Annotated in this window: 9 protein-coding genes; 3 read left to right on the forward strand and 6 right to left on the reverse strand. The window is 73.4% G+C overall.

Features of this window, described 5'->3' with window-relative positions; translation table 11 throughout:
• Positions 1 to 126 precede the first annotated feature (126 nt).
• Both ACFVFS_RS31140 and ACFVFS_RS31145 read right to left on the reverse strand, forming a co-directional pair.
• Positions 127 to 1,770, reverse strand: a complete 1,644-nt coding sequence (locus ACFVFS_RS31140) for a hypothetical protein (RefSeq protein ID WP_380628167.1) — start codon at positions 1,768 to 1,770, stop codon at positions 127 to 129.
• A 105-nt stretch (positions 1,771 to 1,875) separates the two neighbouring features.
• Positions 1,876 to 2,133: an SCO4848 family membrane protein gene (locus ACFVFS_RS31145; protein ID WP_380628168.1), complete on the reverse strand. Its 258-nt coding sequence runs from the start codon at positions 2,131 to 2,133 to the stop codon at positions 1,876 to 1,878.
• Between the two features lie 147 nt (positions 2,134 to 2,280).
• On the opposite strand from ACFVFS_RS31145, the gene ACFVFS_RS31150 reads away from it, so the two are divergent.
• Positions 2,281 to 3,495, forward strand: coding sequence for a D-alanyl-D-alanine carboxypeptidase family protein (locus ACFVFS_RS31150; protein WP_380628169.1), 1,215 nt, complete (start codon positions 2,281 to 2,283; stop codon positions 3,493 to 3,495).
• Between the two features lie 22 nt (positions 3,496 to 3,517).
• Here ACFVFS_RS31150 and ACFVFS_RS31155 read toward each other — a convergent pair whose 3' ends face one another.
• Both ACFVFS_RS31155 and ACFVFS_RS31160 read right to left on the reverse strand, forming a co-directional pair.
• Positions 3,518 to 4,498 (reverse strand): YihY/virulence factor BrkB family protein, encoded by a 981-nt coding sequence (locus ACFVFS_RS31155; RefSeq protein WP_380628170.1) that lies wholly within the window; start codon positions 4,496 to 4,498, stop codon positions 3,518 to 3,520.
• A gap of 60 nt (positions 4,499 to 4,558) precedes the next feature.
• Positions 4,559 to 5,569 (reverse strand): glycosyltransferase family 2 protein, encoded by a 1,011-nt coding sequence (locus tag ACFVFS_RS31160; RefSeq protein ID WP_380628171.1) that lies wholly within the window; start codon positions 5,567 to 5,569, stop codon positions 4,559 to 4,561.
• A 149-nt stretch (positions 5,570 to 5,718) separates the two neighbouring features.
• Here ACFVFS_RS31160 and ACFVFS_RS31165 point away from each other — a divergent pair, with 149 nt between their 5' ends.
• Together ACFVFS_RS31165 and ACFVFS_RS31170 are read left to right on the forward strand one after the other, a co-directional pair.
• Entirely contained in the window at positions 5,719 to 9,294 is a 3,576-nt protein-coding gene (locus ACFVFS_RS31165) for a CDP-glycerol glycerophosphotransferase family protein (RefSeq protein WP_380628172.1), read from the forward strand.
• A 209-nt stretch (positions 9,295 to 9,503) separates the two neighbouring features.
• Positions 9,504 to 12,044, forward strand: a complete 2,541-nt coding sequence (locus ACFVFS_RS31170; protein WP_380628173.1) for a CDP-glycerol glycerophosphotransferase family protein — start codon at positions 9,504 to 9,506, stop codon at positions 12,042 to 12,044.
• Here the strand turns inward: ACFVFS_RS31170 and ACFVFS_RS31175 are convergent.
• Complete coding sequence (locus ACFVFS_RS31175; RefSeq protein WP_380628174.1) at positions 12,029 to 12,523, reverse strand: 2'-5' RNA ligase family protein; 495 nt, start codon at positions 12,521 to 12,523, stop codon at positions 12,029 to 12,031. The genes ACFVFS_RS31170 and ACFVFS_RS31175 overlap by 16 nt on opposite strands.
• A 56-nt stretch (positions 12,524 to 12,579) precedes the next feature.
• Entirely contained in the window at positions 12,580 to 13,620 is a 1,041-nt protein-coding gene (trpS, locus tag ACFVFS_RS31180; RefSeq protein ID WP_380628175.1) for a tryptophan--tRNA ligase, read from the reverse strand.
• Between the last annotated feature and the right edge of the window lie 5 nt (positions 13,621 to 13,625).

Consider the following 13,625-nt stretch of genomic DNA (forward strand, 5'->3'; position numbering starts at 1 on the left):
AGCGCCTCGAAGAACCTCGCCTTCAACACCTCGAAATCCACGATCCCCGCAACTCCCTGAACTTCAGGGTGTTGCGGGGATCGATAGAACCCGCCCTCCGGACGGGGGCCTTCGGGCTGCCCGGGCTCAGTGCAGGACGCCGAGGTCCTTGGGGTTCGCGAGCCCGCGGTAGGTCAGCAGGTGCCGGTCGGCGGTGACGGCCCACAGGTCGGCGGCACCGTCGCCGTCGAGGTCGCCCTGGCTACCCAGGGTGGGGAAGGCCCCGACGGTGAAACCGGTGGCGACGGTGCCCGCCGCCGGGTCGGCCAGTGCCGAGAAGTCGTGGGTGCCGTCCGCGAGCTTGGGGATCGCGTACGCGTGCAGCGCGCCGGTGGCCCGCTCACGCGCCCACAGGGCGAGGTTGCCGGCGGCGTCGGGGCCGGGGGCGACCAGGTCGTATCCGGTCCACAGGCCGCCGCTGGTCACCCGGCGGACGTCGAAGTAGGACGCGGTGCCGCCGGCGTCCGCGACCCAGAGGTCGCCGTTCTGCAGCACGAGCAGAGCGGGACGGGCCTGGTTGGTACCGTTCACCGCGCCGATCAGCAGCTGCTGCTCCGCCGCCTGCCAGCCGGTGCCGTAGTCCGGCGGGCACTCCCAGTCGGTGCAGTCCGGCCAGTAGACCATCGTCGAGCCCGAGCGGCTGAAGTCGCCGTTGCCGTACTGGTTCTGCATGCTCGAGACGACGTCCCGGCCGTTCTCCCGGACGAGCAGGTCGTCGGCCGGGGCGTTGGTCCAGCCACGGTGCATCACCTGGTAGCCGTTCCAGTTCTTGACGATCCCCGGGGCCAGCCCTGCCGGGATCACCGAGCTCGGGGTGGTGTTGTCAGCCCGGCCGCTGATGACCTGCAGGTTGCCCGCGGTGTCCGGCAGCAGGATGTCCGGAACAGCGTCGCCGTCGACATCACCCGGGGCGCTCGGCTTGGGGCGCGGGTCCCAGGGGGCGTAGAAGGTGTGGGTCGCGGTCGGGCTCACGTTGCCCGCGTTGTCGACGGCCTCGACGGAGAGGACGTTGACACCCCACTGCGAGACCCGCAGATCGAGGGTGGCGCTGCCGTCCGGTCCCGGGGTGACGGCGCCCGCGCATCCGTTGACCACCCCGAGGGTGTCGTTGAGCGCGTAGCGGTAGCAGGCGATCCCCGAGGCCTCGCCCCCCGCCGGGGCGAGGTCGGTGGCGGTGAGGACGAAGGCACCGGTCTCGCCCGCGTACTTGGTCGCGGTCTGGCCGGTGCCGGACGCCGGGAAGTCCGTCGAGGCGACGGTGGCACCGGGGGCGGTCAGATCCAGCTTGAAGTGGCAGTCCGGGGAGCTCGCGGAGGTCGCGCCGCCCTGGAGCGCACGGACGTTCCAGGCGTAGGCGTGGCCGTCGGCCAAGCCGGGGACGGCGGTGGTCGCGATGCCGTCGACGGCCTGGCCGGTGCCGTCGAACGCGGCGGTGCCGGCGGTCAGGTCGCGGACCGCGAAGGCCGCGGACAGGGCGCCGTCGGTGTCCGAGGCGACGTCCGCCCGGAGTGTCGGGCCGCCGGAGGTCAGGCCGATCCAGCCGGGCGCGGTGGTCTGGTCGCAGGCATCGGTGGTGGTGCCCGCGGAGAGGTTGCGGGGCTGCGGGGACGCGGTGGTCCCGGTGACCTGCGGGCCGTTCCCGTGGGCGGACGCCGCCGGGGCGGCGAACAGGCCAGCCGTCAGTGCGACGGCGACGGCGCCGCCGATCCGGCGGAGGTGAGCAGGCTTCATGGAATCCCCCCTGTGTCGGCGATGCGATCGAACCAAGATTCGATCGCGGTCGATCGACAGGGATCCTCCCAGGACCGCCGGGCCCCGGCAACCAGGTATAACGCGTCAGCCGGTGGCGGTTTCCCGCCGTGCGGCGCGCAGGCCGCGGAGGCCGATGCCGCCGATCGCGAGGCCGAGGGCGAAGGAGGTCACGGCGAGCAGCAGGTGGACCCAGAAGAAGGCGGTGGGCTGGGAGTGGTCGCCGGCGGTGAAGGCCTGGCCGCCGGAGTCCTTCCACAGGTTCTTGACGAAGGTGGTCCAGATGATCATGGACCAGACGCCGAAGGCGGTCAGGAACCAGGAGGTGCGGCGGCTCAGCTTCATGGGGTGGTCCTCGGTGCGGCGGGGAGGTGAAGACGGTGTGCCCTCCCAGTATGCGGGGACGTCCGTTCGGCGTACGGTGGGGCCCTCCTGCGGTCCGGACGGGCAAGGAGGCGGACGGCGGGGGCCGGGACTGGGTACCGTCTGGAGGTGCCCACTTGCTCGAAGCTCGCACGTCTGCTCGCCGCGCCCGTCGCGGCGCTCCCGCTCCTGATCGCCGCCCCGGCGGCCGTCGCGGCCCCGTTCGAGCCGCCGCCCCCGCAGGCCGTGGTCGGCGGGGAGCGCCTGGGACTGCCGGGGGTCCAGGTCAGCCCGCTGGCCGGTGCCCCGGCGCTGCCGGGCGACCTCACCGGGCAGTCCTGGATCGTGGCCGACGCGGCGTCGGGAGAGGTGCTCGCGGCCAGCAACCCGCATCTGCGCCTCGCCCCGGCGTCGACCCTGAAGATCCTCTTCGCGGACACCGTGCTGCCCAAGTTCGACCGCGAGACGGTCCACAAGGTGGCACCCGAGGAGATCCAGGGGATCGGCCCCGGCAGCAGCCTGGTCGGCATCAAGGAGGACCTGGAGTACAAGGTCGAGGACCTCTGGCGCGGGGTGTTCCTGAGCTCGGGGAACGACGCGGTGCACGTCCTCGCGCACATGAACGGCGGGGTGCAGCGGACCGTCGTCGAGATGCAGGCCCGGGCCGAGGCGCTCCAGGCCCGGGACACCCGGGTGGTCTCGCCGGACGGCTACGACTCGGACGGCCAGGTCTCCTCGGCGTACGACCTCACGCTGTTCGCCCGGGCCGGGCTGCGCAACCCGGACTTCCGGATGTACTGCGCGACCCGGGACGCGATGTTCCCGGGCGCGGTCGACCGGAACACCGGGCAGCGCGGCAGCTTCGGGATCGCCAACACCGACCGGCTGCTCGGCAAGTACCCCGGCCTGATCGGGGTGAAGAACGGTTTCACCACCAATGCGGGCTCGACCTTCGTCGGCGCCGCCGAACGCGGCGGGCGCACCCTGCTGGTGACGGTCATGCACCCGGCCGGCTATCAGAAGGTCTACGACGAGACGGCCGCGCTGCTGGACTGGGGGTTCGCGGCGGCCGGCCAGGTCACCCCGGTCGGGAAGCTGGTCGAGGAGGGCGAGACCGTCGCGCCGGCGCCGACCGGCCGGGCCGGCGGCGCGGCCGGGGCGCCCGCCCCGCCGCCGCACCCCACGCCGAGCGCCTCCGCCGCACCCGCCGCACCCGCCGCGCGCGCGGACGGGGACGGGGCCGGGACCGGGATCGGGACGGTCGGCTGGGCCGCCGTCGGGCTGGCCGCGGCGGGCGGCGCGGGCCTCGTGCTGCTCGGCCGACGGCGGGCCGCCCGCGGGTGATCCGGCGCGCGCGGGCCCGGTCTCAGTCCTCCTGGGGCCGGGCCCGCGCCGCGTCCCGGGCCGACTCCCCCGACGACGCCCCCGGGGACTCCTGCCCGGCGGCCTCGTCGGCGGCCTCGACCATCGCCCGGGCGCGCTCCCGGGCCCGGTCCCGGGCGGCCGCCGGGTCGGCGGTGGCGGTCCAGGCCACGCAGAACATCAGCAGCCGGCAGACGAAGTTGATCCAGAGCAGCAGCGCCACCGGCACGCCGAAGGCGCCGTAGAGGCTCCGCCCGGCCACCGAGCCGAGGTAGGAGGAGAGCAGGATCTTCAGCAGCTCGAAGCCGACCGCGCCGATCAGCGCGGCCTCCAGGACGTCGCGCCGGCGCTGGTGGCCGATCCGCGGGAACGGCGCCAGCAGGTAGGCGAAGAGCAGCATGTCCGAGCCCACCGCGATCAGCAGTCCGGCCGCGGTGAGCAGGTAGCCGGCCGAACCGAGGCCGAGCCAGTCGGCGATCCGCCCCGCCAGCGTGGTGCCGGCCGCCGAGGCGCCGAGCGAGACCAGCGAGACCGCGCCCAGGCCGCCGAGCACCACGAAGTCCCAGGCCTTGCGCAGCAGCGGGTTGCCCTCCTCGTCGGGCAGCTGCCACAGGTCCCGGATCGAGGTGCGCATGGTGTCCACCCAGCCGAGCCCGGACAGCACCAGCAGCACCCCGCTGACCAGGCCGACCGCACCGGCGTTGGCCACCAGCGAGGGCAGGTTGAGCGCGTCCGAGATGCCGGGCAGCTGGTCGGAGATGCGGTGCTGGATGTCCTCGACCCGGCTGTCGCTGAGGGTCGCGACGGCGACCGCCAGCGCCACCGTCAGCAGCGGGAAGAGGGCGAGGAAGCCGAAGAAGGTGACCGCGCCGGCCAGCCGGTTGCCGCGCAGCGCGGTGAAGTGCTCGTAGGCGCGGTACGGGCGGCTGCGCAGCACCCGGGCGACGAGCGGGCCGATCACCGGAAGGCGGGTCAGGAAGTCCACCGTCCGGTTATACCCGCGGATCCCCCGAACAGCCGTCAGGCCCGGCCGTTCGGAACCCCGTCAAGCCACGCCCTGGCGCCGGACCATCCGCCGGGCCCGGGCCAGCGCCCGGACCGCCTGGTAGGCGGTGAACCGGCCGTGGCCGAGCAGTTCGGTGCGCAGCCCGGCCACCCCGCCGCCCGGCCGGTAGCCGGCCGGGCGCAGCCGGGCGCAGTGCGCGGCGGCGCGGCGGAAGAACTCCCGGCGGTCGCCGGGCGGGATCCGGCCCGGCCGGGAGACCACGGTGTTGAGGTGGTGCAGCATCCGGCCGTAGACCACCGGGCGCCAGCGCTCCAGGTCGGGGCGGCCGTCCAGGAAGGCGAAGACCAGGTCGTACTGGCCGAAGACGTCGAAGTGCTTGCGGCTGGCGGTGGCCAGGATGTTGCCGCCCTCCTGGCGCTGGCGGTAGTGGACGCCGATCCGGTCGAGCAGGGTGATGCTCCGGGCGGCGAGCAGCGCCGGGTACGTCCAGGGGGTGTCCTCGTAGTACCCGGCCGGGAAGGTCAGGCCCTGGGCGGTGACGAAGTCGCGGCGGTAGGCCTTGTTCCAGACCACCTGCAGCAGTTCGAGCAGGTCGGGGCGGTCGGCGAGGTCGAAGACCTCCCGGGAGGGGGCGCCGAAGACCTTGGCCGAGGCGGCCCGGACGACCCGGCCGTCGGCGTAGGTGCGGGCGTAGTCGTACACCAGGACGTCCGGGTCGCCGCCGGCCGCGAGCCGGTCGTCCACCGCCTCCAGCAGACCGGGGGTCAGGGTGTCGTCGCTGTCCAGGAAGAGCACGTAGTCGCCGGTGGCCACCTCCAGGCCGGCGTTGCGGGCCCGGCCGAGGCCGACGTTCTCCGGCAGGTGCAGCACCCGCACCCGGGGGTCGCGGCCGGCCGCCTCGTCGAGCAGGGCGCCGCAGCCGTCCGGGGAGCGGTCGTCCACCGCGATCAGCTCGAAGTCCGGGCCGTCCTGGCCGAGCACCGAGTCGAGGCACTCGGGGAGGTACTCCTCGACCCGGTAGACCGGCACGATCACACTGAAGCGGGGCATGGCCCCAGGGTAGTGGGGGCGGTGGAACGGGGGCTCCGGGGGTCCGTGGGCCGGACGGTAGGATCGACGGGCACGTACGCACCGATCAAAGTGCGGCCAGACCCCGAACCGGGCTGCCACGCTCCTCCAGAGAAAGGCCTGCGTAGCCGATGGCTCCCCGCCTCTCCATCGTCGTCCCGATCTACAACGTCGAGCGCTACCTCGTGGAGTGCCTCGACTCGATCGCCGCCCAGACGTTCACGGACTTCGAGTGCGTCATGGTCGACGACGGTTCGAAGGACAACAGCGCCGCCCTCGCCGAGGCGTACGCCGCCAAGGACTCCCGCTTCCGGCTGGTCCGCCAGGTCAACAAGGGCCTCGGCGCGGCCCGCAACACCGGCATCCGGCACATCGACCCGGACGCGGAGTTCCTCTGCTTCGTCGACAGCGACGACTCGATGCCGCCCAGCGCGTACGAGCTGATGATCAACACGCTGGACGAGACCGGCTCCGACTTCGCCACCGGCAACGTGCTCCGGTTCCGCGCGATCGGCTACTACCAGTCCGGCGGCCACAGCCGGCCGTTCGCCAGGACCGTGCTGAAGACGCACGTGACCGAGGTCCCCTCGCTGGTCACCGACCGCACCGCGTGGAACAAGGTCTACCGCCGCTCCTTCTTCGACGCGGCCGGCCTGCTCTACCCCGAGGGCATCCTGTACGAGGACGCCCCGGTCAGCGTGCCGCACCACTACCTCGCCAAGAGCGTGGACGTGCTCTCCGAGCCGATCTACCACTGGCGCGAGCGCGAGGTCGGCGAGATGTCGATCACCCAGATGCGCACCAACCCCAAGGGCCTGATCGACCGCGTCACCTCGGTCGAGCTGGTGCGCGCCTGGCTGAAGAAGCAGACCGAGCCGCGCTTCGCCGAGTACCTGAGGTCCTACGACGAGAACACCCTCGTCGAGGAGATCCCGATGTTCTTCTGGTCCGTCGTGGACGGCGACAAGGAGTACCGGGACGCCTACATCCGCTGCGTCAGCCGGCTGCTGCGCGCGATCGGCCCCGAGCAGGTCAAGAAGCTGCGCGCGCCGCTGCGCCTGAAGTACCACCTGACCCTCCAGGGCCGGATCGACGAGTTCGTCGAGCAGATCAAGTACGAGGGCGAGAGCAACGGCGGCGTCGTCGCCAAGGGCCTGCTGCGCCCGTACGCCGACTACCCGTTCCTGCGCGGCGGCCGCAAGAGCGTGCCGCCGGGCCTGCTCAGCCTGCGCAACTCCACCGTCATCCGCAGCCGGCTCTACGAGTCGCACTGGGAGGGCGGCCGGCTGCGGCTGACCGGCCACGCGTACCCGGAGCAGCTGGGCGCGGCCAACAAGCACGACATGGTCCGCACGCTGGTGCTGCGCGAGGCCAAGGGCCGCCGGGTCATCGCGGTGCCGATGAAGACCACGTACAGCCCCGAGGCCACCGCCACCAACCACCACGACCTCTACAACTGCGACTGGGCCGGCTTCACCGTCGCCGTCGACCCGGTGAAGCTCAAGCACCGCGGCCAGTGGAAGGACGGCAACTGGCGCGTCCTGGTCGCCGGCGCGGGCAAGGGCGGCGTCTACAAGGGCCGGATCTGGGCCGGCTGGGCCGACAGCGCGGCCTACCTCCCCGCGCACTGGGTCGAGCCGGACGTGCGGATCGTGCCGTTCGTCCGCGACGGCAGCGTCTACCTGCGGGTGGAGAACGTGCGGGTCCGGGTCACCGGGCTCGTCTCGCAGGGCGACACCGTCGAGGTGTCCGGCGCGGCCCACTCCGGCGTCCGGCTGTCCGGGGCCCGGCTGCGGCTCACCCACGTCGAGTCCGAGCGCGACCTGTCCTTCCCGGTGTCCGCGGGCTCCCCGGCCGGCGGCCTCCAGTCGTTCCGCGCCTCCTTCCCGATCGCCGAGCTGACCGCGGTCCGCGAGGCCTGGGCCGAGCTGGACCCGGTCGCCGAGGAGCGCGCCCGCGACCGCTGGGACACCGCCCTGGAGCTGGCCGACGGCACCTCGGTGCCGCTGGCCTGGGACGACCGGAACGCGCCGGAGCAGCTCAACCTGGTGCTCAACGCGGGCGCCGAGCCCGTGCTGCGGCGCGCGCTCTACAGCAAGCCCTCCCCCGGCGGCTACCTGCAGTTCCTGGACCAGCTGCTGCAGCCGGTCGTGCACGAGGTCACCTCGCGCGGCGCGGACGGCTTCCTGCTCAGCGGCACCTTCCCGCTGCCCGGCACCCATCGCTGGGAGATGGTGGTCCGCCACCACTGGGGCGACGAGCAGCACATCTACCCGGTGGAGATCGCCGACGGCCGGTTCCGCACCGCGCTGCCGGCCGTGCCGACCGCGTCCTTCGCGGGCAACGTGCCGCTGGCCCAGGGCGGTTGGAACGTCTCCTTCCGTCCGGTCGGCGTCGTCTACCATCCGGACATGGCCTCCTACGCGCTGATCGCGCCCGAGTGCTGGGAGAGGCTGCCGCTGGAGGCCGAGGCCCGCGGCAAGCGGATCGTGCTGGAGCGCCGCCACCACGACGGCCTGCAGCTGGAGTCCGAGAACATACTGCTTCCGGAGGAGCGCAGCGGCTGGCGCCAGCGCCAGCTGCGGACGGTCGACTACCCGGCCGCCCGCCGGCTGCCGCTGCGCGACACCGTGCTCTACAACGCCGCGCTCGGCGGTCTGTACGCGGACTCGCCGCGGGCGATCCACGAGGAGCTGGTGCGCCGCGGCCTGCCGCTGGAGCACCTGTGGGGCACCGACGACCTTCAGGCGGACCTGCCGCAGTCGGCCGGCTCCGTCCGGCTCTACAGCCCGGAGTGGTTCGAGGCGCTGGGCAGCGCGAAGTACATCGTCACCAGCGCGCACCTGCCGGACTTCTTCGTCCGCCGGCCCGGCCAGATCGTCCTGCAGACCTGGCACGGTTCGCCGCTGAAGCAGCTCGGCCACGACTTCGAGAAGGTCTGGTTCACCGACGCGAACTACCTGAAGGGCCTCGCCCAGGAGGTTCCGAACTGGAGCATCCTGCTGGCCGGCAGCACCTGGGCGGCCCCGGTGCTGCGCCGCGCCTTCGCCTTCAAGGGCGAGATCCTGGAGAGCGGCCTGCCGCGCAACGACGTGTTCTTCTCCCCCGACAAGGAGAAGACCGCCGAGCGGGTGCGGGAGCGGCTCGGCCTGCCCGAGGGCAAGAAGGTCGTGCTGTACGCCCCGACCTGGCGCGAGGACCGGCGCCGCCACTACGGCGGCTACCAGCTGAACCTCCAGCTGGACCTCCAGGCGGCGCAGGCCGCGCTGGGCGACGACCAGGTGCTGCTGGTCCGCCGGCACACCAGCGTCCACGAGCAGATCGAGGGCGCCGGCAACGGCTACGTCTGGGACGTCAGCAGCTACCCGGACATGAACGAGCTGCTGCTGGTCACGGACGTGCTGGTGACGGACTACACGGCGTCGACGTTCGACTTCGCGGCGACCGGCAAGCCGATCCTGTTCTTCACCTACGACCTGGCGCACTACCGCGACAACCTGCGCGGTTTCTCGCTGGACTTCGAGGCGGAGGCGCCCGGCCCGCTGCTGGCCACCTCCGAGGAGCTGGTCGCGGCGCTCGGCCGGCTGGACGAGGTCACCGCGGAGCACGCCGGGAAGTACGCGGCGTTCCGCGCGAAGTACTGCGACCTGGACGACGGCCACGCCGCCGCCCGGGCCGTGGACGCCATGCTGAGCCGCGAGGCCTGACCGGCCGCACACCGGTGCCGGAGGCGCCCGACGCGAACACCGCGGCGGGCGCCTCCGGCGTTTTCCGGGCGATTTCCGCCCACCGATCCGGAATTTCGAACTGACGTTTCCGAGGGGAACTCGCCAGCTAATTCGCATTCCATTACCGAATTGACCTCGGATGCTTTTCCGGGTGAGATGGCAATTCTCGCCGAGAAAGGTCCGTGGAAATGGCTGTCCTCACCCGGTTCGTCCTCCCGCACGCCGCGCCCCGCTTCGGCGACCCCCGCTTCGGCGCCCCGCTGCCGGGCGAGGAGGGGAACGCCGCCTTCGGACTGCTGCGCGCCCGCTGGACCGGTCGCGGCCTCGAACTCACCGGCTACGCCCGCCCCGACGACCGGTCCACCGACCGCCCCGGCTCCGCCTGGACCTGGCTCACCCTGCGCCGCGACGACCGCCAGGAGCCGGTCCACGTCCCCACCCGCCCGCGCCGGCTCCCCGAGATCACCGACGACAGCGCCCAGCCCGAGCACAACCACGACTGGGCCGGCTTCACCGCCCTCGTCGAACCGCGCCGGCTGCGCGCCCCCGACGACTGGCTGCTCGGCGACTGGAGCGTCGATGCCACCCTGTTCACCCTCCCCCGCCCCACCCGGCTGCGCCGCCAGTACGGCGGCCTCGCCCCGCACTGGTGCGGCTCCGGCGAGTACCCGCCCGCGCGCTGGGTGGACCACGACGTCCGCCTCCTGCCGCACTTCGCCGACGGCCGGCTCGCCCTGCGGCTCGAACGCCCCGCCGTCCGCCTCACCCGGGCCGTACCCGCCCCCGGCGGGATCCGCCTGTGCCTCGCCACCGCCGACCCCGGCCAGGCCCGCACCGTCCTGCGGCTGCGCCACCGCGAGAGTGGTACCGTCCTCACCGAGCCCGCCCACCGGACCGGACGGACCGTCACCACGCTGCTGCCGTACGCCCCGTTCACCGCCGACGGCCGCGGCGCCGACGAGCTGGAGCACTGGGACGCCGAACTCGTCGACCCCGACGGCGCCGTCGAACAGCTCGTCCTGGACGAACGCGGCGCGCCGGTCACCGGCCAGCACCCGCTGCCCGGCGCCGAGGACCGGGTGCTGCACCTCAAGCACCTCGCCGACGGCCGGCTCCAGCTGTGCGTGCGGCCCGCCGCCGGCTGGATCGAGCGGCTCACCCCCCGGGCCGGCGGCTTCGACCTCGCCGGCCGCTGCCCCGCGCCCGGCCCGCTCGACCTCGTCCTGCGGCACAGCGCCAGCGGCACCGAGGTCCGCCACCCCGTCCGGCTCGGCCCCGGCCCGCGGTTCACCGTCCGGCTGCCCGCCACCCGCACCGGCTCCGACGGCACCGCGCTGCCGCTGCGCAAGGGTCTGTGGGAGGTCGCGCTGCACCCCGCCGGCCGCCCGGGCCCGGCCCGCCCGCTGACCGCCGCGCCCGCCGTCCTGGCCGCGCTGCCCGCCGCCACCCTGGCCGGCGGCAAGCGGATCGTGCTGGAGCGCCGCTGGCACGACACCCTGGTGCTGGACTCCACGCCCGTCCTCAGCGCCACCGAACGCAGCGCCTGGACCCAGGCCCGCCAGCGCACCGCCGGCTACCCCGCCGCCCGCCGCGAGCCGCTGCGCGAGGCCGTGCTGTACGACGTCTTCGGCGGTCGCGGCTACGCCGACTCACCGCGCGCCGTGCACACCGAACTCGCCCGCCGCGGCGCGCCGTTGGAGCACCTGTGGGTGGTCGACGACGCCCAGGCCGAGCTGCCGCCCGGGGTCCGCGCGGTCCGGGTCTGGAGCCCCGAGTGGTACCGGGCGCTGGCCACCAGCCGCTACCTCGTCGGCAACACCCACTTCCCGGACTTCCTGCGGCGCCGCCCCGGCCAGGTCGTCGTCCAGACCTGGCACGGCGCCCTGCTCAAGCGGATCGCCCACGACGTCGACAACCCCTGGCTCGCCGACCACGGCTACCTCGCCTCCCTCGACCGGGAGACCCCGCACTGGAGCCTGCTGCTCTCCCCCAGCCCCTTCGCCACCCCGATCCTGCGCCGGGCCTTCCGCTACCGGGGCGAGATCCTGGAGTCCGGCTACCCGCGCAACGACGTGCTGGCCCGCCCCGACCCGCACCGGGCGGCCGCCGTCCGCCGCCGGCTCGGCATCCCCGAGGGCCGCCGGGTCGTGCTCTACGCGCCGACCTGGCGGGAGGACCGGCCGCGCCCCGACGGCGACGGCTTCCGGCTGGACCTGCGGCTCGACCTCGACCGGGCCCGGCGGGCGCTCGGCGACGACCACGTCCTGCTGCTGCGCCCGCACGCGCACGTCCGCGAGCCGCTGACCGGCACCGGGGACGGCTTCGCCGTCGACTGCGCCGACTACCCGGACGTGCAGGAGCTGCTGCTGGTCGCCGACGTGCTGGTGACCGACTACTCGTCGATCCTGTTCGACTTCGCCATCACCGGCCGCCCGGTGCTGTTCTTCACCTACGACCTGGCGCACTACCGGGACAGCCTGCGCGGCTTCGCCTTCGACTTCGAGGCGCAGGCCCCCGGCCCGCTGCTGGCCGACTCGGCCGCGCTGGTCGCGGCGCTGCGCGCGGTCGCCGACACCGGGGGCGCCGTGCCCGCCGGGTACGCCGAGCGCTACCGGCGCTTCCGGGAGGTGCACTGCGCGCTGGACGACGGCGCCGCCGCCTCCCGGGTGGTCGACCGGATGCTGGAGCTCGGCGGCGCGGCCGGGCGCGCCGGTCAGGCGAAGCCGTAGGCCCGCCAGGGCCGCCAGACCTCGTCCGCGTCGAACCGGGAGAGGCCGAACCCGGGGACCGGGAAGGCCGCGTGGAAGGACCGGGCCTGCTCGTGGGCCTGGTCCAGCACGTCGTCCGGGAGTCCGTGCGCCACGGTCACGTGCGGGTGGTACGGGAAGGCCAGCTCCCGGGCCAGCGGGCCGGAGCGGATGTCCGCCTCCAGCAGCCGGCACTCCCGCTCGCCCTCCTCGACCCGGACGAAGACCACCGGGGAGACCGGGCGGAAGCTGCCGCCGCCGCGCAGCACCATCCGGAACGGCCGGTGCGCGGCGGCCACCGCCGCCAGGTGCTCCTCGATCTTCGGCAGCGCCTCGGCCGGCACCTCGGTGGGCGGCAGCAGCGTGACGTGCGTGGGTATCGACCGGGCCAGCGGATCGCCGTGCCCGGCCCGCGCGTCCTGGATCGCCGCGCCGTACGGATCCGGGACGCTGACGGACACGCCGATGGTGAGGGTCTCCGGGAGACCCCCACCACCGGGCAGGCTCGTCAGCGGAGTCACCGCTTGGCGGCCGGGAGGAAGCCGATCCGGTCGTACACCTGGGCCAGCGTCTCGGACGCCACCTCGCGGGCCTTGCCGGCGCCCAGCGCGAGGACGCGGTCCAGCTCGGCCGGGTCGTCCAGGAAGGTCCTGGTGCGCTCCTGGAACGGCGTCACCCACTCGGTGAACAGGTCGGCCAGCTCGGTCTTCAGGGCCCCGTACATCTTGCCCTCGAAGTGCGCCACGAGCTGCTCGATCGACTGCCCGCTCAGCGCGGAGTGGATCCGCAGCAGGTTGGAGACGCCCGCCTTCTCCTGCTCGTCGTAGGAGACCACGGTGCCGGTGTCGGTGACGGCGCTCTTGAACTTCTTGGCGCTGGCCTTCGGCTCGTCGAGCAGGCTCACCAGGCCCTTGGTGGAGGACGCGGACTTGCTCATCTTGATGGCCGGGTCCTGGAGGTCCTGGATCTTGGCCGTCTCCTTGAGGATGTACGGCTTCGGGACCGTGAAGGTCGGGCTGTAGCGGGTGTTGAAGCGCTCCGCCAGGTCGCGGGTGAGCTCCACGTGCTGGCGCTGGTCCTCGCCGACCGGGACGGCGTCCGCCTGGTACAGCAGGATGTCGGCGACCTGGAGGATCGGGTAGGTGAACAGGCCCACCGAGGTGCCGGCGGCGCCCTGCTTGGCCGACTTGTCCTTGAACTGGGTCATCCGGGAGGCCTCGCCGAAGCCGGTGAGGCAGTTCATCACCCAGCCCAGCTGCGCGTGCTCGGGCACGTGCGACTGGACGAACAGGGTGCAGTGCTCCGGCTCCAGGCCCGCGCCGAGCAGCTGGGCGGCGGAGATCCGGGTGTTCTGGCGCAGCGTCGCCGGATCCTGCTCGACGGTGATCGCGTGCAGGTCGACCACCATGTAGAAGGCGTCGTTCTCCTTCTGCAGGTCGACCCACTGGCGCACCGCGCCCAGGTAGTTGCCGAGGTGGAACGAGCCGGAGGTGGGCTGGATGCCGGAGAGCACCCGGGGACGGTCCTTGACCGGACCGGTGACCGCTGCGTTGACCATGCGGG

Source organism: Kitasatospora sp. NPDC057692, assembly GCF_042799475.1.
Classification (GTDB): Bacteria; Actinomycetota; Actinomycetes; order Streptomycetales; family Streptomycetaceae; genus Kitasatospora.

Coding starts and splice junctions, on each gene's coding strand:
- ACFVFS_RS31165 (WP_380628172.1), top strand. CDS start 5,719: ATGGCTCCCCGCCTCTCCATCGTCGTCCCGATCTACAACGTCGAGCGC.
- ACFVFS_RS31170 (WP_380628173.1), top strand. CDS start 9,504: ATGGCTGTCCTCACCCGGTTCGTCCTCCCGCACGCCGCGCCCCGCTTC.
- trpS (WP_380628175.1), bottom strand. CDS start 13,620: ATGGTCAACGCAGCGGTCACCGGTCCGGTCAAGGACCGTCCCCGGGTG.
- ACFVFS_RS31160 (WP_380628171.1), bottom strand. CDS start 5,569: ATGCCCCGCTTCAGTGTGATCGTGCCGGTCTACCGGGTCGAGGAGTAC.
- ACFVFS_RS31145 (WP_380628168.1), bottom strand. CDS start 2,133: ATGAAGCTGAGCCGCCGCACCTCCTGGTTCCTGACCGCCTTCGGCGTC.
- ACFVFS_RS31140 (WP_380628167.1), bottom strand. CDS start 1,770: ATGAAGCCTGCTCACCTCCGCCGGATCGGCGGCGCCGTCGCCGTCGCA.